The 22370-nt window shown below is 45.6% G+C and carries 11 protein-coding genes; all 11 read left to right on the forward strand.

What is annotated here, in order from left to right; genetic code table 11:
• The first annotated feature begins 1 nt into the window (after position 1).
• The 11 genes from B0I27_RS02760 (at position 2) to B0I27_RS02810 (ending at position 22323) form a co-directional block, all read left to right on the forward strand.
• Complete coding sequence (locus B0I27_RS02760; protein ID WP_106291119.1) at positions 2–1144, forward strand: sialidase family protein; 1143 nt, start codon at positions 2–4, stop codon at positions 1142–1144.
• A 6-nt stretch (positions 1145–1150) separates the two neighbouring features.
• A complete protein-coding gene (locus tag B0I27_RS02765; protein WP_106291121.1) occupies positions 1151–2545 on the forward strand; it encodes an alpha/beta hydrolase in 1395 nt (464 codons plus the stop codon).
• A gap of 22 nt (positions 2546–2567) precedes the next feature.
• On the forward strand, positions 2568–3497 hold the full coding sequence (locus B0I27_RS02770; RefSeq protein WP_106291123.1) for a sugar phosphate isomerase/epimerase family protein: 930 nt from the start codon (positions 2568–2570) through the stop codon (positions 3495–3497).
• A 113-nt stretch (positions 3498–3610) separates the two neighbouring features.
• Positions 3611–6382, forward strand: coding sequence for a family 78 glycoside hydrolase catalytic domain (locus tag B0I27_RS02775; protein ID WP_106291125.1), 2772 nt, complete (start codon positions 3611–3613; stop codon positions 6380–6382).
• Positions 6383–6396: 14 nt separating this feature from the next.
• Positions 6397–7512, forward strand: coding sequence for a glycoside hydrolase family protein (locus B0I27_RS02780; RefSeq protein WP_106291127.1), 1116 nt, complete (start codon positions 6397–6399; stop codon positions 7510–7512).
• A gap of 86 nt (positions 7513–7598) precedes the next feature.
• Entirely contained in the window at positions 7599–9779 is a 2181-nt protein-coding gene (locus tag B0I27_RS02785) for an alpha-L-rhamnosidase-related protein (protein ID WP_106291129.1), read from the forward strand.
• 1 nt (position 9780) lies between these two features.
• Positions 9781–13080, forward strand: a complete 3300-nt coding sequence (locus B0I27_RS02790; RefSeq protein WP_245925413.1) for a glycoside hydrolase family 2 TIM barrel-domain containing protein — start codon at positions 9781–9783, stop codon at positions 13078–13080.
• A 13-nt stretch (positions 13081–13093) separates the two neighbouring features.
• Entirely contained in the window at positions 13094–16525 is a 3432-nt protein-coding gene (locus tag B0I27_RS02795; protein WP_106291131.1) for a glycosyl hydrolase, read from the forward strand.
• A gap of 11 nt (positions 16526–16536) precedes the next feature.
• The gene (locus tag B0I27_RS02800; RefSeq protein WP_106291133.1) at positions 16537–18573 is read left to right on the forward strand and encodes an aceric acid hydrolase; all 2037 of its coding nucleotides are present in this window, start codon (positions 16537–16539) and stop codon (positions 18571–18573) included.
• Positions 18574–18580: 7 nt separating this feature from the next.
• Positions 18581–20002 (forward strand): sialate O-acetylesterase, encoded by a 1422-nt coding sequence (locus tag B0I27_RS02805; protein WP_106291135.1) that lies wholly within the window; start codon positions 18581–18583, stop codon positions 20000–20002.
• Between the two features lie 2 nt (positions 20003–20004).
• On the forward strand, positions 20005–22323 hold the full coding sequence (locus B0I27_RS02810) for a DUF5703 domain-containing protein (protein ID WP_106291137.1): 2319 nt from the start codon (positions 20005–20007) through the stop codon (positions 22321–22323).
• Positions 22324–22370 lie beyond the last annotated feature (47 nt).

The following is a 22370-nucleotide window of genomic DNA, read 5'->3' on the forward strand; positions in this document are numbered from 1 at the left end:
AATGAAGATTAAAAGAATAGGCACACTGGTATTTTTTCTATGTTCAGTATTGGTATTATCAGCCGATGCGCAAAGCCAGAAGTGGAGAAATGGAATTGTTAAGGATGAATTTATATATGAGAAAGCACCCTTTCCATCATGTCATTCGGCTACTATCGTAGAGACTCCGAAGGGATTGGTTTATGCTTTTTTTGGGGGTACTAAAGAACGTCATCCGGATGTTGAGATTTATGTATCAAGGCAAGTAGCCGGTAAATGGACTGCTCCAGCATCTGCTGCACACGGTATTCAGCCTGACGGTAAGCGCCTTCCTACATGGAATCCTGTATTATATCAGGTTGAAGGCGGTGACCTTTTGTTATTCTATAAAGTTGGTCCTAAACCATCGGAGTGGTGGGGGATGTTAAAAACGTCGAAGGACGGTGGTGCGACCTGGTCTGAAGCTCAGAAATTGCCTGAGGGATATTTAGGTCCGATTAAGAACAAACCTATCCTTTTAAGTAACGGAAATCTTTTCAGCCCTACGAGCACAGAAGGTAACGGCTGGAAGATACATTTTGAGGTGACACCTGACTTTGGTAAGACCTGGCGCAAAATCGGCCCTCTCGATTCCGGAAAAGACACGCTTGATGCGATTCAGCCAAGTATTTTAGATCATGGGAATGGAAAGTTACAGATTCTGGCACGAAGCAGAAACAGGGCACTGGTTGAAGCATGGTCTAACGACAACGGTGAAACATGGTCTCCACTGGCTAAAACAAGCTTGCCTAATAACAACTCCGGCACGGATGCTGTAACAACGAAAGAAGGAATGCATGTATTGGTGTATAACCATGTTCTGCCTCCGGGAAAGCTTGCTAAAGGGGCCAGAACACCTCTGAATGTGGCAGTATCTAAAGACGGAAAAAAATGGAAAGCTGCCCTGATTCTGGAGGATTCTCCAATCAGTCAGTATTCCTATCCTGCTGTGATCCAAACTTCTGATGGGTTGCTTCATTTTGCCTATACATGGAGAAGAGAGAAGATGAAGCACGTGGTGGTAGATCCGGCTAAGCTGAAAACTAAGAAGATTAAAAAAGGCAAATGGCCTGCACTGAAGGGTTATGTTGCCCCAGTAGGAGCTGAGGCTCACGAAGATTTGTAGAAGCATATGTCGGGCATCAAAACTTATATTTTATCGTTGTTACTGATTTGCCTGGGAGCTGCGGGTAAAGCGCAGAATACAGATGATCAGTACCGCAAGCCTCTGCAGATCGTGTTAGACGATATTCAGAAGCGTTTCAATGTTACTATCAAGGCAGATCAGTCGCTTGTAAAAGACAAGTGGGTGACCTATGCTGACTGGCGGATTCGCACAGATGTTGACGTAACTCTTAACAATGTATTGTCGCCCCTGGATTTGAAGGTCAATAAAGAGGGTCCGGGCAAGTACAAGCTGAAAAACTTCGAATATCACAAGTGGGAAGTGGATGATGGATGGAAGCGTCTGGACAAGATAGCTTCTTCCTATCATGATGTAGCGACCTGGGCACGGCGTAAAGTTCTGTTGAAGCAGGAATTGTATGCGGCGCTTGGCTTGGCGAACTTACCAGCAAGGCCTTTATCGAAACCTGTTGTTACACCTAAGCGGGTAATGAATGGCTATACGATACAGAATATAGCGATTGAGATCTTACCTGGTGTATTTGTGAACGGCTCGCTGTACAGCCCTGCAAAGTTTAAAGGTAAAATTCCCTTAGTGTTGAGTCCCGACGGCCACTGGGGCGGACATCGCTTCCGGAAAGACGCTCAGCTTCGCTGCGCAGCGATTGCTAAAATGGGAGCCATGGCGTTCAGTTATGATCTCTTTGCCTGGGGCGAGTCTCGCCTGCAGTTCGCGAGTGAAGATCACCGCAGGAGTCTTGCGGTTACGGTTCAGGCGTTAGGCGGAATACGCATTCTCGATTATTTGCTGAGTCTGAATGGCGTTGATAAAAAACGTGTAGGTATTAGCGGAGGTTCGGGCGGAGGCAGTCATACTACGCTGATGACAGCATTGGACGACAGAATTACGCTCGCAGCTCCCGTAGTGTCGCTATCTTCGTATCATTTTGGAGGCTGTCCGTGTGAGAGCGGGATGCCCATTCACCAAAGCGCAGGTGGAACAAACAACGTGGAAATAGCCGCTATGGCGGCGCCGAGGCCACAGCTTGTTGTGTCGGACGGAAAAGATTGGACGGACAGGATGCCAGAGCATGATTTCCCGTACCTGCAGAAGATTTATGGGTACTATGGCAAAGCAGAAAATGTGGAAAATGTGCACCTTCCGGACGAAGGACATGATTTCGGAATCTCAAAAAGGAAAGCACTATATGCCTTTCTGGCTAAGCACTTCGATTTGAATCTAAAAGCTGTTCAGATCGTTGATGGGCTGGAAAGCGGTATAACCATAGAGCCGGAACAGGCGCTTTATGTTTTTGGTGATAACGGAGAAAAACTGCCGGCACATGCGGTAAAGGGTTTTGAAAACCTGGAGAGGGTGTTTAACGCGGAGACAAAAAGATAGTTGGTCATTGGAGTGAATTAAAATGGAAAACAAAGTAGAGAAGATAGAACGGAGAAAGTTTTTGGCACAGGCCGGTCTAGCGCTTGCAGGAACTCTTTTATTGCCCAGGATGCTAAGGGCGGAAACCGGTATGGCTGAACTTTTTGCGGCGGGCCCTTCTCGCTATAAGGTAGCTGTTGTAGATCTTATGATCCTCAAGAGACAAAAGCTGAGCGCTATAGCGCTCGCTAAGGAGATCGGAGCTGATGGTCTTGAGATCGATATGGGAGGGCTTGGAAAGCGGGAAACGTTTGATAATAAATTGGCTGATCCCACCATGCGTAATGAGTTCCTTACACAGGCTAAAGCCATGAATATCGAGATATGCTCGCTGGCGATGACGGGTTTCTACGCCCAGTCGCTCGCTACCAGGCCGACTTACAAGCGGATGATCCAGGATTGTATCGACACGATGGTCGCCATGAAAGTTAAGGTTGGGTTTTTACCACTTGGCGTGCAAGGTGATCTGGTTAAGAATCCCGAATTGCGTCCGGCTATTGTAGAGCGCTTGAAGGTTGCCGGTAAAATGGCAAAGAAGGCGGGAGTTGTAATCGGTATTGAAACTGCACTTGATGCAAAGCAGGAACTTAAGCTATTAAAAGATATCGGTTCAAAGAATGTGAAATCCTATTTCAACTTTTCGAATGCTCTCAAGAATAACCGTGATCTAAGCACTGAACTCAGGATTCTGGGGAAGAAGAATATCTGCCAGATTCACTGTACAGATGACGACGGTGTATGGCTGGAGAACAATCCCAGGATAGATATGAAGCAGGTCAAGGCTACCCTTGATGATATGGGATGGAGTGGCTGGCTTGTTGTCGAGCGTTCAAGGGATGCCAGCGACGCCAGGAACGTCAAACGGAACTTCTCTGCTAATACTGCTTATGTGAAGTCGGTGTTCCAGAATTAGTCTGTAATATAATTGTTGAAGATAACATCATACAATATATAGCCAACTTCTTATAACAATAACCTGCACGCTTAGAGTATTTTTGTGTTCTGACCAGAATACTTAGATAAATTATGCACAAACTAGCAGTTGTTATTTGCCTGTTCTTTTTTTCAGCGCAGGTTATTGGAAAGGGTCTGGAAGCGGGTAATCTTCGTACTGAATACAAAACAAATCCTCGGGGTTTGGACATGAAGGCCCCGCGCTTTAGCTGGGAGCTTGTCTCTTCAGGAAGGAACGTCTTTCAAACTGCTTATCATATTTTAGTATCTGATAGTAAGTTGGCTCTTGAGAAAAATATCGGCAATATCTGGGACAGCAAACTCGTCAACTCCAGCGCCTCCATCCAGGTTGCCTATAACGGAAAACCGCTTGTTTCTGTACAAAGTTATTATTGGAAGGTTAGAATAGCCGATAATAAAGGCAATACCTCAGCCTGGAGTGAGCCTGCCATGTGGCAAATGGGATTACTTAATGCTGCTGACTGGATGAACGCCAAGTGGATAGCATACGATAAGATTCCCGACTCTCTTGCAAATCCGCTGGTGTCTGATGCCAAGAAAGACAAGACGAATGATAACAATATATTACCTTTATTAAGAAAGGATTTCCGTGTAAGGAAGCAGGTAAAAAAAGCAACTGCATTTATCTCCGGATTGGGTCATTTTGAACTAAGTCTGAACGGAAAGAAAGTTGGAGAGAACTTCCTTGATCCGGGCTGGACCAAATACGACAAGCAGGCGCTCTACGTCACCTTCGACCTAACCGAACAGCTAAAAAAAGGCGATAATGCAGTAGGGGTGATGCTAGGAAACGGTTTTTATTATGTTCCACCGGTTAGGAAGCGATTCAGGAAGCTGAAGTCAGCTTTTGGGTATCCTAAAATGATCTGTCGTATCGCCATCGAATATGCAGACGGTACGACTGAAAACGTGGTCAGCGACGCTACCTGGAAGGCAGCAAAGAGTCCTGTTGTTTTCACCAGTATCTATGGAGGCGAAGACTATGATGCCACCCTTGAGCAAAAAGGATGGGACTCGCCTGGTTTTAAAGCTAAATCATGGAAGCAAGTTGTCATTGTAGATGGCCCTCCGGTACTTGATCCGCAGATGGCTGAGCCAGTGAAGATCATGGAACGGTTCTCGCCTGTAAAAATAAGCAGTCCCGAGCCGGGCAAATGGGTTTATGACATGGGGCAAAACGCTTCTGCTGTCCCATATATCCAGGTAAGGGGTAAAAAAGGAGATACCCTGCGTATTTCGCCCGGGGAATTGTTAAAGCCTGATGGAACGGTTAATCAAAAAGCAACCGGTAGTCCGCATTACTACGAATATATTTTAAAAGGCGAAGGTTTAGAAACCTGGCATCCCCGCTTTACCTATTATGGCTTCCGTTACCTGGAAGTTAGTGGAGCAGTACCATCCGGTAAATCAAATGACTCAGGTAAGCCTAGTTTAGAAACCCTGCAAAGTCTTCATATTCGCAACTCCGCCCCAACGGTAGGAGCTTTCTCCTCATCTTCTGACCTGTTTAACAAGACCCATGCACTGATCGACTGGGCTATGAAGAGTAATATGATGAGCGTTTTAACAGACTGTCCGCATCGTGAAAAGCTCGGCTGGCTGGAGCAGGTTCATTTAATGGGGAGTTCGGTTATGTACAATTACGAGGTGCCTAACCTATACAAAAAAACGGCAGAAGATATTCGCTATTCGCAGACCGCCGACGGCTTGGTTCCTGAAATTGCACCTGAGTACGTAACCTTCTCATGGGGAGGGACGATGTTCAGAGACTCACCCGAATGGGGAAGTACGAGTATAATTGCACCTTGGTATGCCTATCACTGGTATGGTGACGAGCGTATTCTGGAAGATAATTATGATGTGATGAAGCGTTACATCAGCTATCTCAAAAGTCAGGCTAAGGGTCATATACTTTCTCAGGGGCTGGGCGACTGGTTTGACCTGGGTCCGAACAGGCCAGGCGTATCGCAGCTTACGCCAATGGGCGTTACCGGTACGGCGATATATTATTACGATCTGGGGATCATGAGTAAAATAGCACGCAAGATCGGAAAGTCTCAGGATGCTGCTGAATATGATGTATTGGCGGCATCGGTCAAAAAGGCTTTCAACGAGAAATTCTTCGATAAAAAAACGAAGCAATATGCCACAGCCAGCCAAACTGCAAACGCTATGGCTATCTATATGAATTTGGTGGATCCTCAAGATAAAGACGCTGTTCTGGCCAACCTCATCAAAGACATTAGGAACCGGAATAACGGTCTTACAGCTGGTGATATTGGGTACAGATATGTGCTCCGCGTACTGGAAGAAGCAGGCCGTTCAGACGTGATCTATGATATGAACAGCCGCTCAGACGTACCGGGTTACGGCTATCAGCTGGCTAAGGGTGCAACAGCTCTGACCGAGTCCTGGCAGGCCCTGGAAAATGTATCGAATAACCACTTCATGCTCGGCCATTTGATGGAATGGTTATATAGCGGTTTAGCAGGCATCCGCTCTTCTGAAGGAAGCATTGCTTATAAAGATATCGTGGTTCATCCTGAGCCGGTAGGTGATCTTACGAGCGCAAAAGGAGAGTTTGCTTCTCCATACGGTAAGATCGAAAGCTGTTGGGTAAAGAAAGACGGCACTTTTGAATTGAGCGTTCGTATCCCATCAAATACTTCTGCCACTATTTATTTGCCTGCATTATCAGGTAGTATTATAAAGGAAAACGGCAGGGATATTAAGGATAGTTCCGAGTTTGGTGTTAAAAAAATAGAAAAGAACAGAGTTGCGATTAGAGTGGGCTCAGGTTCATATTTGTTCAGTGTTCAATAATTTAAATAATATTCATGAATATTAGAAACGTATTGCTTGTTTCTCTCTGCGTAATAGGCCTTATAAGCGTTGTAAACGCACAGGAAGACAAGAAAGTCGTGTCAGATGAGCGGATGCGCGCAGTTTATAACGAAATTAAGACGCCCCATAAGTACGGCTTGGTAATGGTGCCGCCGGACGATTCGGAAAAGATGGATTGCCCAAGTGTATTCAGAAAAGGAAACAAGTGGTATATGACTTACTTAATCTACGGTGGACGCGGGTATGAAACCTGGCTCGCAGAAAGCAAGAATCTACTGGATTGGAAAGTGAAAGGGAGGATCATGTCTTTTTCTGATAGTACGGACTGGGATGTTAATCAGAAAGCAGGGTACGTGGCCTTGCAGGATCCAAAGTGGGGAGGCAATTATAAATGGAAATCATTTAAGGGCAAACATTGGATGTCTTACTTCGGTGGGAACTCAAAAGGGTATGAAGCAGGTGTGCTCTCTATAGGGATAGCACATACCAAGAAAGACCCTACCAGTGTTCATGAGTGGGAAAGACTGGATAAACCGGTTTTGACGCCGCATGATAAGGACGTTAGATGGTGGGAAAACAGCACGATGTATAAGACTTCGGTGTTATACGACAAATCCAAAAGTACAGGTGCTCCATTTGTCATGTACTACAATGCGAGGGGCGACAGCTTGAAACCTCATAGGGGAAGTGAGCGCATCGGAATGGCGCTGTCTGATGATATGGTCAACTGGAGGCGATTCCAAAAAGATCCGGTATTGGGTAAGTTCAACAAGGGTATCACCGGTGACGCCGTTGTTCAAAAGATGGATGATCTTTGGGTGATGTTTTATTTCGGAGCATTTTGGGAAGGAACCAAGGGGGCGTTTAATCGTTTTGCCTGTTCTTACGACCTGGTGAACTGGACGGACTGGAAGGGTGAGAACTTAATTGAGCCATCTACGCCATACGACGAGCTTTTTGCTCACAAATCGTTTGTTGTGAAACATAAAGGGGTGGTGTACCACTTCTATTGTGCGGTAAATAAGAAAGATCAGCGAGGTATAGCGGTAGCTACATCCGTAGACAAAGGTCTTAGCAAGTTAAATTTCATTCAGTCGACAAAAAAGTAAATGACTGGTACTACCACGGCAGGTTGTTAGTTGATCCATCGAAAAGAACAAACCATTAAATAACGCTTAAATTATTTGAATAGCTTATGAAAAAATACAGAAACATCAGCAAGGCATTTTTAGTCTTCTGTTTATTCTCGTTATTATCAACAGGGAGCTTTGCGCAAAACAAGGCGACCTGGATCTGGTATCCGGGAGACTTTGAAATATGGCTGAGTAACGATATGCAAAATCGCCGTACGGAGAGAGGAACGTTTTTCCCTCCTTTCTGGAGACAGGATAGCCATTACGTGCTTATTGACTTTCATAAGGTTTTCGACCTGAAAGAGGCGGAGGAAGTAGAGATCAGGGCAGAAGGGCAATATAATGTGAAACTCGACGGGAAGATGATCAGCGGTTACCCGAAGAAAATTACCATTCCTGCCGGTAAGCATAAGCTGAACCTGAAAGTTCATAACCAGCAGCAGGTGCCATCTATATATGTTAAGGGTAAAACTGTTGTTTCTGACTCGAGCTGGCTGGTGACGTTTGAAGACAAGGAATGGATAGATGAAACCGGTAAAGCTTCCGACCAGTCGGGCACCACCTGGTTACAGGCAGGCTCCTGGAACTTCGACAATTCAGAACTTCCTCCTTCTACATTTAAATTGAATACGCGGCCTCAATATGCGGTCTCAACGAAGAAGACCGGAAATAACCTCTTGGTCGATTTCGGGAAAGAGACGTTCGGCTTTGTAAAGCTGCATGGATTGAAGGGCAAGGGCAAAGCAAACCTTTATTACGGAGAGTCTAAAGAGGAGGCCCTGGCCACCGAGACTTGTGAAACAATGGACAATCTCGACATTAACAGATCCGTCGCGGGAGATTCTCTGATCAATCTTTCTAAGGCTTTTCGATTTGTGAATATCCAACTGGATCCGGGTGTCAGTATAGACTCCGCTTCTATGCTCTATGAGTATCTTCCTGTCGCAGATCGGGGCAAATTCAAATCATCGGATGCGCAGTTAAATAAAATCTGGGATATATCCAAATACACAATGGAGCTTACTACTCGTGAGTTCTTTATTGATGGCATTAAGCGCGACAGATGGATCTGGTCGGGAGATGCTTATCAAAGCTACCTGATGAACTATTATCTGGCGTTTGATTCGCGTTCGGTGACACGTACTACTCTTGCGCTAAGAGGCAAGGAGCCGGTAAGCAGTCATATCAATACGATCATGGACTATACGTTTTATTGGTTCCTGGGTGTGCATGACTATTATAAGTATACAGGCGATAAGGAGTTTGTGACTCAACTATATCCGCGCATGAAAAGCCTCATCGACTATTGTCTTTCACGCAGAAATGCTAATGGAATGATGGAAGGTCTTGCAGGTGACTGGGTGTTTATTGACTGGGCGGAGAAGCTTAGTAAGCAAGGCGAAGTAAGTTTTGAGCAACTGCTGTTCTGCAGAAGCCTGGAGACGATGGCGCTATGTGCCGATCTCGCTGATGATACCTCTGGCGCTGCTGACTATCGTAAGATGGCGGCGGACCTGAAGACAAAAATCTTTGCGGCTTACTGGAATGATGATAAGAAAGCACTCGTGCATAGCCGCGTAAATGGCGTTCAATCAGATAATGTGACGCGCTATGCGAACATGTTCGGGATCTTCTTTGACTACTTCAATGAAGAGCAGAAGCAGCAGGTGAAACAAAGCGTTCTCTTGAATGATAAGGTTCAGAAGATTGTAACACCTTACATGCGTTTCTATGAATTGGAAGCATTATGCGCAATGGGAGAGCAGGACTATGTATTGAAGGAAATTAAAGATTACTGGGGAGGGATGCTTGATCTGGGGGCTACCTCATTCTGGGAAGAATATAATCCTGATAAAAAAGGTGCGGAGCACTACGCTATGTACGGGCGTGAGTTTGGAAAAAGCTTATGTCATGCCTGGGGCGCCAGTCCAATTTACCTGATGGGGAAATATTACTTAGGCGTACAACCCTTAACTGCAGGTTATGAAACCTATTCTATCCAGCCCGTTCTGGGAGGGTTAAAATGGATGGAAGGATCAGTACCTACGCCGGGGGGCGACATCCAGATCTATTGCAGTACTAATGAGATAAGAGTGAGCTCTCCCGTTGGAACAGGAGTTCTGAAAATAAAAAGCCGTACCAAGCCTGTGTGTAAAAATGCAGCGGTAGTATCAAAAGGGAATGGACTTTATGAGGTAACCCTCAAAAAGGGCCAGAATTATAAAATCGCGTATAAACTTTAACATGGATATTAAGAGTCTTCGTTCATATTTTCTGACATTGGCATGTATGTTTGCCGGTGCCGCTTCTGCACAAACAGTAGACGGTTTGCCCGCAGTTGTTCCTCCTGTGCCGGGAATATTTAACCTGGAGCCCTGGGAAGATCAGACGGTAACCAGTATTAACAGGGAGCCTGCAAGAGCCACAGGGTATTCGTTCAAGTCGGAAAAGGAAGCTTTGATAGGTGACAGAGACAAGAGCGGCAGAATATTGATGCTGAACGGTGATTGGGATTTTTCGTTTGCGTTGAAACCGGATGATGCTCCTAAAGATTTCTATAAATCCAGAGTTTCCGGCTGGAAGAAGCTCGAAGTGCCATCGAACTGGGAAATGAAGGGATACGACATTCCAATCTACAAGAGCGCGGTTTATCCATTTCAGCCGGTCGATCCACCCCGTGTTCCGAAGGATTATAATGCAGTTGGATCTTTTCAGAAGGTATTTAGCTTACCTGTCGACTGGAAGAATATGAATGTTACCCTACACTTCGGAGGTGTAAGTTCCGGGTTCAAGGTATGGTTAAACGGTAAGTTCGTAGGTTACGGCGAAGACAGTTTTCTGCCATCTGAGTTTAATATCACCCCCTACCTACAGGCAGGGGAAAATATAGTATCTGTTCAGGTAATTCGCTGGAGTGACGGCACTTATCTGGAAGATCAGGATCATTGGCGAATGAGTGGTATCCAACGTGAGGTAATGTTGATGGCGGAGCCAAAAGTTCGGATAGCCGACTTTCACTGGCAGGCAAAGCTTGATAAGGAGTACAAGGACGCTGTATTTAGTATTCGTCCGCGTATCGACAATTACAGCGGCAAACCTATCCCTGGCTATAGCCTGAAAGCACAGTTGTACGACAAGCAGGGAAAGCCAGTTCTGAGCAAGCCTCTTGAGCGTTCTGCAGAATCAATTGTGAACGAGATCTATCCGAGACTGGATAACGTAAAGTTCGGCCTTCTGGAGACCACGATTAAGAATCCGGACAAATGGAGTGACGAAACTCCCAACCTTTATACTTTGGTGCTTACATTAACCGACTCATTGGGCAATGTACAAGAATCTAAGAGCTGTAAAGTTGGCTTCCGGTCAATTGAATTTTCGAAAGAAAATGGGAAGCTTCTTATTAATGGGAAAGTAACATACCTATATGGTGTAAATCGCCATGATCAGCATCCGTCTAAAGGGAAGGCGCTGTCGAGAGAAGATATTCGCAAAGATGTGGAGATGATCAAACAGTTCAATTTCAATTGTATTCGCACAAGCCACTATCCAAACGACCCGTATTTCTATGATCTATGTGACGAGTATGGCATACTGGTTATGAATGAAGCCAACCATGAAACACACGGGCTAGGTGGTAAGCTAAGCAATGATCCAACATGGACAAATGCTTTCATGGAACGTGTTACGAGAATGGCGATGCGGGATAAAAACCATCCAAGTGTGATTATCTGGAGTCTGGGGAACGAAGCAGGAAGAGGCCCGAATCATTCTGCGATGGCAGGATGGTTGCATGACTTTGATGTTACTCGTCCTATTCATTACGAACCGGCTCAGGGAAATCATCGTGCTGAGGGCTACATGGATCCATCTGATCCCCGCTATCTGAAGTCGAATGATCACTCGCACCGTATCGGTAACATGACAGACCAGCCATATGTGGATATGATCAGCCGGTTTTATCCCGGAGTATTTACTCCTAAGCTGTTGCTTGATCAGAAAAACAACGATAACAGACCTATAATATTCGTGGAGTACTCGCATGCTATGGGCAACTCGAATGGTAATATGAAGGAGTTTTGGGACATCTTCCGCTCCAATCCTCGTCTGATAGGTGGATGTATTTGGGAGTTTAGAGATCACGGACTGATCAAGAAAGATTCGACCGGCAGAGAGTTCTTTGCTTATGGAGGAGATTTTGGCGAGAAGCGCCACGACTCTAACTTCAGCATAGATGGAATGGTATCGTCAGACGGGCGTCCAAAAGCAGCAATGTATGAATGTAAGCGCGTTTATCAACCTGTGGAAACGACAATGAGAGCCGGCAATATCCTGCACATCGAAAACAGACACGCGGCGAAATCAACTAAGCATTATGAGGTGACGCTGATAATTCGTGAAGATGGGAAGCCTGTTATTACTAAGGTACTTCCCCGTATTGACCTGGCTGCAGGAAGAGATACAATAATAAATATCAGTCGCTATCTTCCTAGACTAACGGCAGGATCTGAATATCTGGCTGACATTCATTTTACGCTACCGCAAGACGAGCTATGGGCACCGAAAGGCCATGAAATTGCATCAAATCAGTTCGCGCTTACCGGGGTTGCGGGGAAAAGTAGTTCTGTTGGAAAATATGCGAATATTCAGTTAGATGAAACTTCAAACGCATTAAATCTAAGCGGACAGTCTTTCAAGGTAAGTATCAGCAAAGAAAATGGTGCTCTCATATCCTATGTAAATGCGGGAGAAGAGCAGGTATTTAGTCCGCTTTTGCCCCATTTTACCAGACCTCAGACCGATAATGACAGGAGAGGGTGGAAGCCGAACAGAAAGCTGAAAGAATGGTACGAAGCAAAGTTAACCCTGACTGATGTCAAGGCTGAAAAAGTCGGTACCGGACAGGTCCGTGTAAGCAGTAGCTACTCGCTTATAGAAGGTAAGGCAACAGCAAAAGTTGTATATACCTTAAATGGAGACGGTGTGCTGAAAGTCGACTACTCACTTAACCCTTCTACTGACCTGCCAAATATACCTAAGGTCGGTATGCAAATGGGGATCCGCAGAAATTATGAGCAGATATCCTGGTATGGTAGAGGCCCGGTTGAAAACTACCTTGATAAGCGTTATGGTTTCGATGCGGCGATCTATTCCCAGCCTATTCAAAGCTTCATGGAGCCTTATGTTTATCCTCAGGAAAACGGCAACCGTACTGATGTAAGATGGATGCAGCTGGCCGACGCAAAGAACGGCAAAGGTTTGATTGTAGCTGCAGATAGTCTGTTAAGCATGAGCGCATGGCCATATACCGAAGAGGAGATAGTAAGGGCTAAGCATTGGCACCTGTTGAAGGACGCAGGATATCTGACGCTGAATATTGACCTTATTCAAATGGGTATAGGAGGCAATGACACCTGGACGGATGTATCTGCTCCACTTGAGAAGTATCAAATTCCTTCTAAGCCATACCAATATACCTTTTACATGTTGCCGGTGAAATCTAAACAGAATAATCCGGGGGCTATTGCCAAGAAAATAAGATTTTAATCAGGAAGAGTAAATGATGATCAAGCGATATTTCATGCTGCTGACAGCACTACTATTTATTCTAACTAGCACCACAGCTCAGCCAGATAAAAATCTGGCTGAGCCTTCAAAGCCATGGGTTTTGTGGTATTGGATGCACTCCAGCTCTTCGAAGGAGGGAATTACAAAAGATCTGAAAGCGATGAAAGAAGCCGGCATTGCCGGTGCATATATTGCAACGATCAAAGGCACTACGAATCCGCCTTTGTTCCAACCTGTAACTGAACAGCTTTCCCCTGAATGGTGGGAGATGATCAGATTTGCGATAGAGGAGGCAGACCGTATGGGATTGAAAATCGGTCTATTGCCGGGAGACGGCTTTGCTACAGCAGCCGGACCGTGGATCACGCCTGAACTGTCCATGCAAAAAGTGGTTTGGAGCAAAACAGAGATCAAGGGAGGAAAGCTTTTTAATGATACGCTTAGTAGTCCTCCTTCCTACAAAGGGTATTATAAAGAACTTGCTGTCATGGCGTACCCAACGCCCGGTGGTCCCGTTCAGAACACCTATAACACCATTCCTAAAATAACAACAAGCATTCCGGAAAAGGATGCGTCCTTCCTTATCAAAAAAGGAAACAAGGTGAACTTTGCCAGTAACGATCCTTGCTGGATCCAATATGAATTTAGTAAGCCTTTTACCGCCCGCAATGTTACTATACACGTGAATAACTTCAATACCCAGTCGCAGCGCCTGACTGTAGAAGTGAGTGATAACGGCAAAGATTTTCGGCGAGTAACGCAAATGCAAGCCCCGCGTTCAGGATGGCTCGACTGGGATTCTGATGTGACGCATGCTATTCCGCCTGTTACAGCCCGCTATTTTCGGTTTGTATATAACCGCGAAGGTTCTGAACCGGGTGGAGAAGATCTGGATGGCGCGAAATGGAAGCAAAATCTGAAGATTGCCGGTATCGAGCTTTCTTCAGAGGCGAAGGTCCATCAGTTTGAAGGCAAGACGGGAGAGGTTTGGCGAGTTAGTCCGCGTACCACCAGGGAACAACTTGCTGATGAACTTTGTGTACCCCTTAATAAGATTCAGGATATAACCCGATATGTTGATTCAAACGGAAAATTGAAATGGAAACCGGCAGCTGGACATTGGACTGTTCTGCGGATCGGACATACTTCAACGGGCCATATGAACGAAACTGCCGGCGCGGGCAAAGGCCTCGAATCTGACAAGCTTAACCCTGAAGCTGTAACGCTCCAGTTTAACAGCTGGTTTGGCAAAGCGGTGCACACGGCAGGGCCTGAGCTCGCTAATCGTGCTTTGAAAGTTTTTTATATTGATAGCTGGGAATGCGGCAGTCAGAACTGGACTCCTGCATTTCAGAAGGAATTTAAAGTCCGCAGAGGATATGATATGAAACCGTATCTACTGGTTATGGCTGGTGTCCCCGTTCAGAGTGCCGATATATCGGAACGGTTCCTTTATGATGTCCGTCTTACACTTGCAGAATTATTAAATGACAATTTTTACAAAACAGCAAGAGACTTAGCTCATAAGAGCAATGCCCAATTTGGCTCCGAAACAACGGCACCGGTCATACTTTCCGACGGACTGCTGCACTACAAGGAGGTTGATATACCTATGGGCGAATTCTGGTTGAGGAGTCCTTCTCATGATAAGCCGAACGACATGGTTGACGCCATTAGCGGGGCCCACATATACGGAAAGCCAATCGTTCAGGCGGAGGCATTCACGCAATTAAGAATGGCCTGGGACGAGCATCCTGGTATGTTGAAAGCGCTACAAGATAGGAATTATGCCATGGGCGTTAATAGACTGGTTTACCACGTATTTACACATAACCCCTGGGTGGACAGAAAGCCAGGAATGACGTTGGATGGAGTTGGTTTGCTATTTCAGAGAGACCAGACCTGGTGGAAACCGGGCAAAGCCTGGGTTGAATACGCTGAAAGAGCTCAGGAGCAGTTACAGAAGGGTAGCTTCGTGGCGGATGTCGCAGTGTTTACAGGAGAAGAAATTCCACGGAGGGCAATTTTACCTGACCGTCTGATTAGTACCCTTCCAGGGATTTTTGGCAAAGAACGTGTTGCCAGCGAAAAAGCCCGGGTAGAAAATAAGGGCTTACCAATGAAGCAAATGCCCGAAGGTGTTAATGTTTCTGCTAATCTGTATGAGCCGGAAAATTGGAATGATCCCCTAAGAGGTTATGCTTACGATTCTTTCAATCCGGATGCTCTGCTACGTCTGGCTCGTGTTGAGAATGGAAGGGTGACCTTTCCTGGAGGCGCTAGCTATGGGGTACTTGTTTTCCCTGGCAAACATCAGATGCAGCCAAATAGCCGGATCATGTCTGTCGAAGTCGCCGAGAAAATCCTTCAATTAACGAAGGAGGGAGCAACTGTCATTCTTTCAGAAAGACCTTCAAATACCCCAGGACTTGCACAAGCTAATGAAAACGATCAGAAATTGAAAGCAATAGCTGAAGAACTCTGGGGCGGCACCTTTGAAAAGGTTCAGGATGGAGAGGACAGTTTCCAGATGAAGAATTTAGGAAAAGGAAAAGTGGTTTTAGGGCCATTCGATGCCTCTTCATTTGCCAAATTGGGGATAGCGAGGGATGTTGAGATATTTGATTCATCATCCAAAGCGGCATCCGGGTTCGTCTGGACACACAGAAAAAACAAAGATTCAGACGTTTATTTTATCGCCAATCAGGATTCCGTACAGAAAGAGGTTACCATCTCGTTAAGAGAAACCGGACGTATTCCAGAGCTTTACGACGCGGTAACAGGTGAAGGTTTTGTTGCCAGGAGCTATACTTTGGAAAATGGAACAACCAAATTAAGCTATCTCTTTGAACCGAATGCTTCTGTGTTTATCACCCTTACCAAACCTGCATCGGACGTGGTCAGGTCTGAAGGTAAGAATTGGATTGAAACGGAAGATATGCAAACCCTGTCAGAGCCCTGGCTCGTCAGGTTTGACAAGGATTTGGGCGGACCGGCTGAACCTGTTCGCTTTAAGGCGCTTAGTAGCTGGAGCTCTCATCCAGACACACTTATTAGCAACTACTCCGGTACGGCAAGCTATGCGAGCAACTTCAAGGTGAAAACACTAAAGGGTAGCAAGAAAATATACCTCGACCTCGGCGAGATAGCTAACATCGCTGAAGTGATCGTCAATGGTAAGAACTGCGGAGTTACCTGGACGGCACCGTATCGTGCTGATGTTACATCAGCTATCAAAAAAGGAACGAACTCAGTTGTAATACATGTTACCAATACCTGGGCGAATCGTCTGATGGCTGATCAGCGATTGCCTCATGATAAGCGTATCACTTACACTACCGCACCTTTCCGCCTTGGGGGAAAGCAGCGATTAAAAGGAGGCCTTCTTGGTCCGGTTAAACTAATAAAAGCGAAAAATAATTGAAAGGAACCCATATGAAAAAGATTTGTACAGGTCTTGCTGCAGCGGGATTGCTGCTTATAGCAAATGCCACTGGCTTCGCCCAGCAAAAGAGCTTGGTAAACACCTCGAACAGCCCCTACGCCAAATTGAAGGGCGTTGATATGAATGCAGTCAAATTAACCAACGGTTTCTGGGCAGACCGCTTTAAAGTATGCGAAGATGCAATGATTCCCTATATGTGGGAACTCTATAAAGATCCGAACAGAGCCCACGCCTTTACGAATTTTGAAATAGCTGCGGGCCTGCGCGAAGGAAAGCATACGGGGCCTCCGTTCCACGATGGAGACTTCTATAAGCTAATAGAAGCACTTGCTTCAGTATACGCGTCTAACAAAGATCCCAAGCTGGACAAGCTGATGGATGAAGTTATTCCGGTGATCGCGAAATGTCAGCGCGAAGATGGTTATATCCATACTCCGACGATGATTGAGGAAAGAAACCGCGCAGCAGGTGCTAAAGAATTCAAAGATCGTCTGCACTTCGAGACTTATAATTTGGGGCATTTGATGACTGCTGCTTGTGTGCACTATCGTGCTACGGGTAAAACTACTCTTTTGGAGATCGCGAAAAAAGCGACAGACTACCTGTATAATTTCCATGAAAAGGCTTCACCGGAATTAGCACGAAATGCAATCTGTCCCTCACATTATATGGGTGTGGTAGAAATGTACCGTACAACTAAAGATCCAAGATATCTGGAACTATCTAAGAATCTGATCGACATCCGCGGGCTCGTAGAGAATGGTACGGATGATAATCAGGATCGCATTCCGTTCAGAAAGCAAACTAAGGCGATGGGTCATGCTGTAAGAGCAAACTATCTTTATGCTGGTGTGGCTGACGTATACGCTGAGACTGGTGATACTTCACTTATATCACGTTTGAACCTCATGTGGAATGATGTTACCGAGCGGAAGATGTATATCACGGGTGCCTGCGGGGCATTATACGATGGAGTATCGCCCGACGGAACATCTTATGAGCCTTCTGATGTGCAGAAAACGCATCAATCTTATGGTCGTGACTACCAGCTTCCTAACCACACTGCTCATGGTGAGACATGTGCCAATATCGGTAATGTCCTTTGGAACTGGCGGATGCTGCAATTAACCGGCGACGCCCGATATACTGATGTGATGGAGTTGGCTCTGTACAATAGCGTACTCTCGGGTATTAGTTTGGACGGAAAGAATTTCCTCTACACTAATCCCTTAAGTGTATCTGATGATCTTCCTTTTCAGCAACGTTGGTCTAAAGATAGGGTAGGGTATATTGCATTATCAAACTGCTGCCCGCCCAATGTGGTGCGTACCGTTGCTGAGGTTGGTAGCTATCTGTATAACGTTTCAGAAAAAGGTCTTTGGTTCAATCTCTATGGAGGTAGCGACCTTGCAACCACGTTAGCAGACGGATCTAAAATAAAATTGAGTCAGGTAACCAGCTATCCTTGGGATGAAACGGTAAGTGTGAGTTTGAAAGAAGCACCTCGCAAAGCCTTTTCTATGTTCTTCAGAATACCCGGATGGTGTAAAGATGCAAAACTGACCGTCAATGGAAAGCCTGTTGATATGGAACTTACTGCCGGCAACTATGTAGAGTTGAACCGCAAATGGTTGAAGAACGATAAGATTGAATTGACACTCTCAATGCCTGCAACTTTGATGGAGTCGAATCCGCTTGTTGAAGAAACAAGAAATCAGATCGCAGTTAAAAGAGGACCGGTTGTTTACTGTCTGGAATCAACGGACCTTCCTAAGGGGCAAAATCTTTTTGATATTACTATCCCATCAAACATCGCTTTCACACCTGTGAAGACAACAATCGAGAACAGTCCTATAACAGTACTGGAAGGTAAAGCAATGAGCACCGGGAAAGGTAGCTGGAAGAACACGCTCTATAGGGAGATATCAAGTGAACAGAAGCCTGTGCAGGTACGCCTGGTTCCTTACTACGCATGGGGAAACCGCGGACATAACGAAATGTCAGTTTGGTTACCCTTAAGCCGATAATACATACATGAAACGTTTATTTTCAGTACTTTTTCTATTCGCATTCCATTTAGGCCTCCAGGCGGAGATCAGGATGGCCTCCATATTTACAGATAATATGGTTCTGCAGCAACAATCCCATACCCCGGTATGGGGTTGGGCAAAAGCAGGACAGACGGTGACAGTCGTGCCCTCCTGGGATAATAAAACATATTCAGTCAAAGCCGCTTCCTCAGGAAAGTGGAAGATTGACATTGCTACCCCGTCTGCCGGCGGACCTTATGAAATTACAGTAAGTGATGGAACTCCGTTGAAACTAAGCAACGTGCTCATCGGCGAGGTATGGCTATGTTCGGGACAATCCAACATGGAAATGCCTATGAAAGGTTTCAAGGCACAGCCTGTAATGGGTTCGAATGACGCGATCTTAAAATCAAGAAACAAGAATATCCGGATTTACACTGTGCCGAGATCTTCATTCACTGAACCGCAGGAGGATAGCAAACCTTCTGTCTGGAAACAGGCGGAACCCGAATCAGTATCCAATTTCAGTGCCACGGCTTACTATTTCGCCAGGCTCCTGAACGAGATGCTGGACGTGCCAGTTGGTGTAATCAACTCCAGCTACGGCGGATCATCCATAGAAGCCTGGATGAATCCTGAAACATTAAAACCTTTCAAGGATATCAAAGTTCCGGCAAAAAACGATCCCATAGTGCAGAAAAGCCGTACGCCGACGACCCTTTACAACGGGATGATCGATCCGATTATTGGCTACGGTATTAAAGGCTGCATCTGGTATCAGGGAGAGTCAAACTATGAACGCCCAGATCAGTACGAACAGCTATTTCCAGCTTTAGTAAGTCAGTGGCGTAAGCAGTGGAAGATAGGGGAATTTCCGTTTTATTATGCTCAAATAGCGCCATTCGCCTATACACAGCTTCCACCGTACCATATGGGAGGAAAGTATAACTCCGCTTATCTCCGAGATGCCCAGCGGAAAGCCGCGTCCGCTATTCCTAATTCGGGTATGGCGGTGTTACTGGATGTTGGTGAGGAGAATTGTATCCATCCGATGAATAAAGAAGTAGGTGCGAAAAGGCTTGCCCTACTGGCGCTTGCCAAAACCTATGGAATGAAAGGCTTTGGCTTTGCAAGCCCCGAGTATGTTTCTTCGGAAGTAAAGGGTAGTGTAATGGTACTCAAGTTCAACAATGCGTCTAATGGCTTTACATCTTACGGAAAGAAACTCAGCTTGTTCGAAGTGGCCGGTGAGGACAAGGTTTTCCATCCTGCAGAGGCAATGATCGGCGGGTCGAGCATATCCGTTTCCTCTCCTTACGTGAGTCAACCAGTACACGTACGTTATGCGTTTAAAGACTTTGTGATTGGCGACCTTTATAGTACTGAAGGACTACCGGTATCTTCATTTCGTTCAGACAATTGGTAAGCATGTTTAAAAGAGTATTCTTAAGTTTCGTGATAGGGTTCACTGCATTATATGCAAGTGCACAGACGGGTATCGAGCAGTATAATCTGGTTTGGGATAAGCAAAGCCTTAACTCCAGTGAGTCGATGCCTTGTGGAGGAGGAGATATAGGGCTCAATGTTTGGGTAGAAGGGGATGAATTGCTTTTCTACATGTCACGCAGCGGAACTTTTGATGAAAATAATACGCTTCTTAAGCTGGGGAGAGTCAGACTAAAACTTAGTCCGAACCCTTTTAGCCAGGACGACTTTAAACAAGCCTTAATATTGAAGGATGGACATGTGGATATCCGTACGAAGAAAGGCTCTGCGAATACGCATATGAGGGTATGGGTAGACGTTTTTCGCCCTGTTGTGCATGTCGACGTAAACAGTGAGACTCCCTTGAGTGCGGAAGCTTCTTATGAGAGTTGGAGACATATCGATCAATTTCCCAAAGGGAAAGAAAATAACGCAAACTCATATAAATGGGCTCCTCCAACGCCTGTAATCACTTTCAAAGATTCAGTCCGCTTTGACGGTAATCAGGTCATGTTCTATCACCAAAACAGAAACAGCACAGCTTTCGACGTGGTGGTCAAACAGCAGGGGATGGAAAGCGTGAAAGACCAGATGATGAATCCTATCGCGGGACTTTGTTTTGGAGGACTTATGCAAGGAGCAAATATGACTGCGGCAGGCACATATCTGGGTAGATACCATGATACTGATTTTAAGGGCTGGAAGTTGAAGAGCCGGAAACCCTCAAAAAGTCATCAGGTAACAGTCTATCTTCCTGTTGCCAAGGCAAACGAAGTCTGGACTTCTAAGTTGAAATCCCTCATTCAAGAAAATCAGAAGGCTGCGAAAATAGCGAAAAGGCAAACTCAAAACTGGTGGAAGAACTATTGGGAGCGGAGCTATATTTATCTCGATTCTGCCATTTCCAGTAAATCCTCAACTGCCTGGCAGGTCGGGCGTAATTACCAGCTGTTTCGTTATATGCTCGGCTGTAATGCCTACGGGGAGTATCCTACTAAGTTTAATGGAGGCCTGTTTACTGTAGATCCCTCGTTTACGGATGCCACACTGAAGTTTACTCCGGATTTCCGTAATTGGGGTGGAGGTACGCATACCGCTCAAAATCAAAGGCTTGTTTATTGGCCTATGCTGAGAAGTGGCGACATCGATATGATGAAGCCCCAATTTGACTTTTACAACAATATGCTGAGAAACGCCGAGCTGCGCTCTGAGTTTTATTGGAATCATAAGGGTGCGAGCTTTACTGAACAGATCGAGAATTTCGGATTACCTAATCCTGCAGAATACAACTGGAAGAGACCGGCCGACTACGACAAGGGAATGGAGCACAACGCCTGGTTGGAATATCAATGGGATACAGTTCTCGAGTTCTGCCAGATGATTATAGAAACGCATCGTTATCAAGGGAAAGATATCAAAGAGTATATACCGCTGATCGAGAGTTCTCTCACGTTCTTTAACGAACACTACCAGTATCTTGCGAAAAAGCGCGGAAGTAAGACATTCGATGCGAATGGACATTTGGTTCTTTACCCGGGGTCTTCTGCTGAAACCTACAAGATGGCCTATAATGCTACTTCTACCATCTCAGCACTTCAGGTGGTACTGCAAAGCTTGCTCGAGCTACCAGATGACTGTTTAACCGCAGAGAAGCGTGAAGCTTGGTCAACTATGCTAAAACATATTCCTCCGATCAGCTTCCGTGAACAAGGAGGACATCCAACGATATCTCCGGCCAAACTTTGGGAACGTATCAATAATACGGAAACGCCACAGCTTTATCCTGTATACCCCTGGGGAATCTACGGTATTGGCAGATCCGGATTGGACACTGCTATAAACACCTATAAGTACGATGCGGATGCTCTGAAATTCAGAAGTCATATTGGATGGAAACAGGACAATATCTTCGCAGCCCGCCTCGGTTTGAAAGACGAAGCTCAAAGGTTAACGACTCTTAAACTGAAAGATTCGGGCAGAAGATTTCCCGCTTTCTGGGGACCCGGCTTTGATTGGACTCCTGACCATAATTGGGGAGGCTCCGGAATGATTGGTTTACAAGAGATGCTCATGCAGACTGATGGCAGGAAGATTTATCTGCTGCCCGCCTGGCCGTCTGATTGGAACGCCAGCTTTAAACTACACGCACCTTACAAAACGACCATTGAGGCAATAGTGACTGATGGTAAAATCACCTCTTTGAAAGTCAGTCCGGAAAGCCGAAAGAAGGATGTAGAGGTTCTTAATACTCCCCATCTATAGTTAAGACCCAAAAAGAGTACATAAGTTCACAAAATCGAACATTAAAA

It is taken from the genome of Arcticibacter pallidicorallinus (assembly GCF_003002875.1).
Lineage (GTDB): Bacteria > Bacteroidota > Bacteroidia > Sphingobacteriales > Sphingobacteriaceae > Arcticibacter > Arcticibacter pallidicorallinus.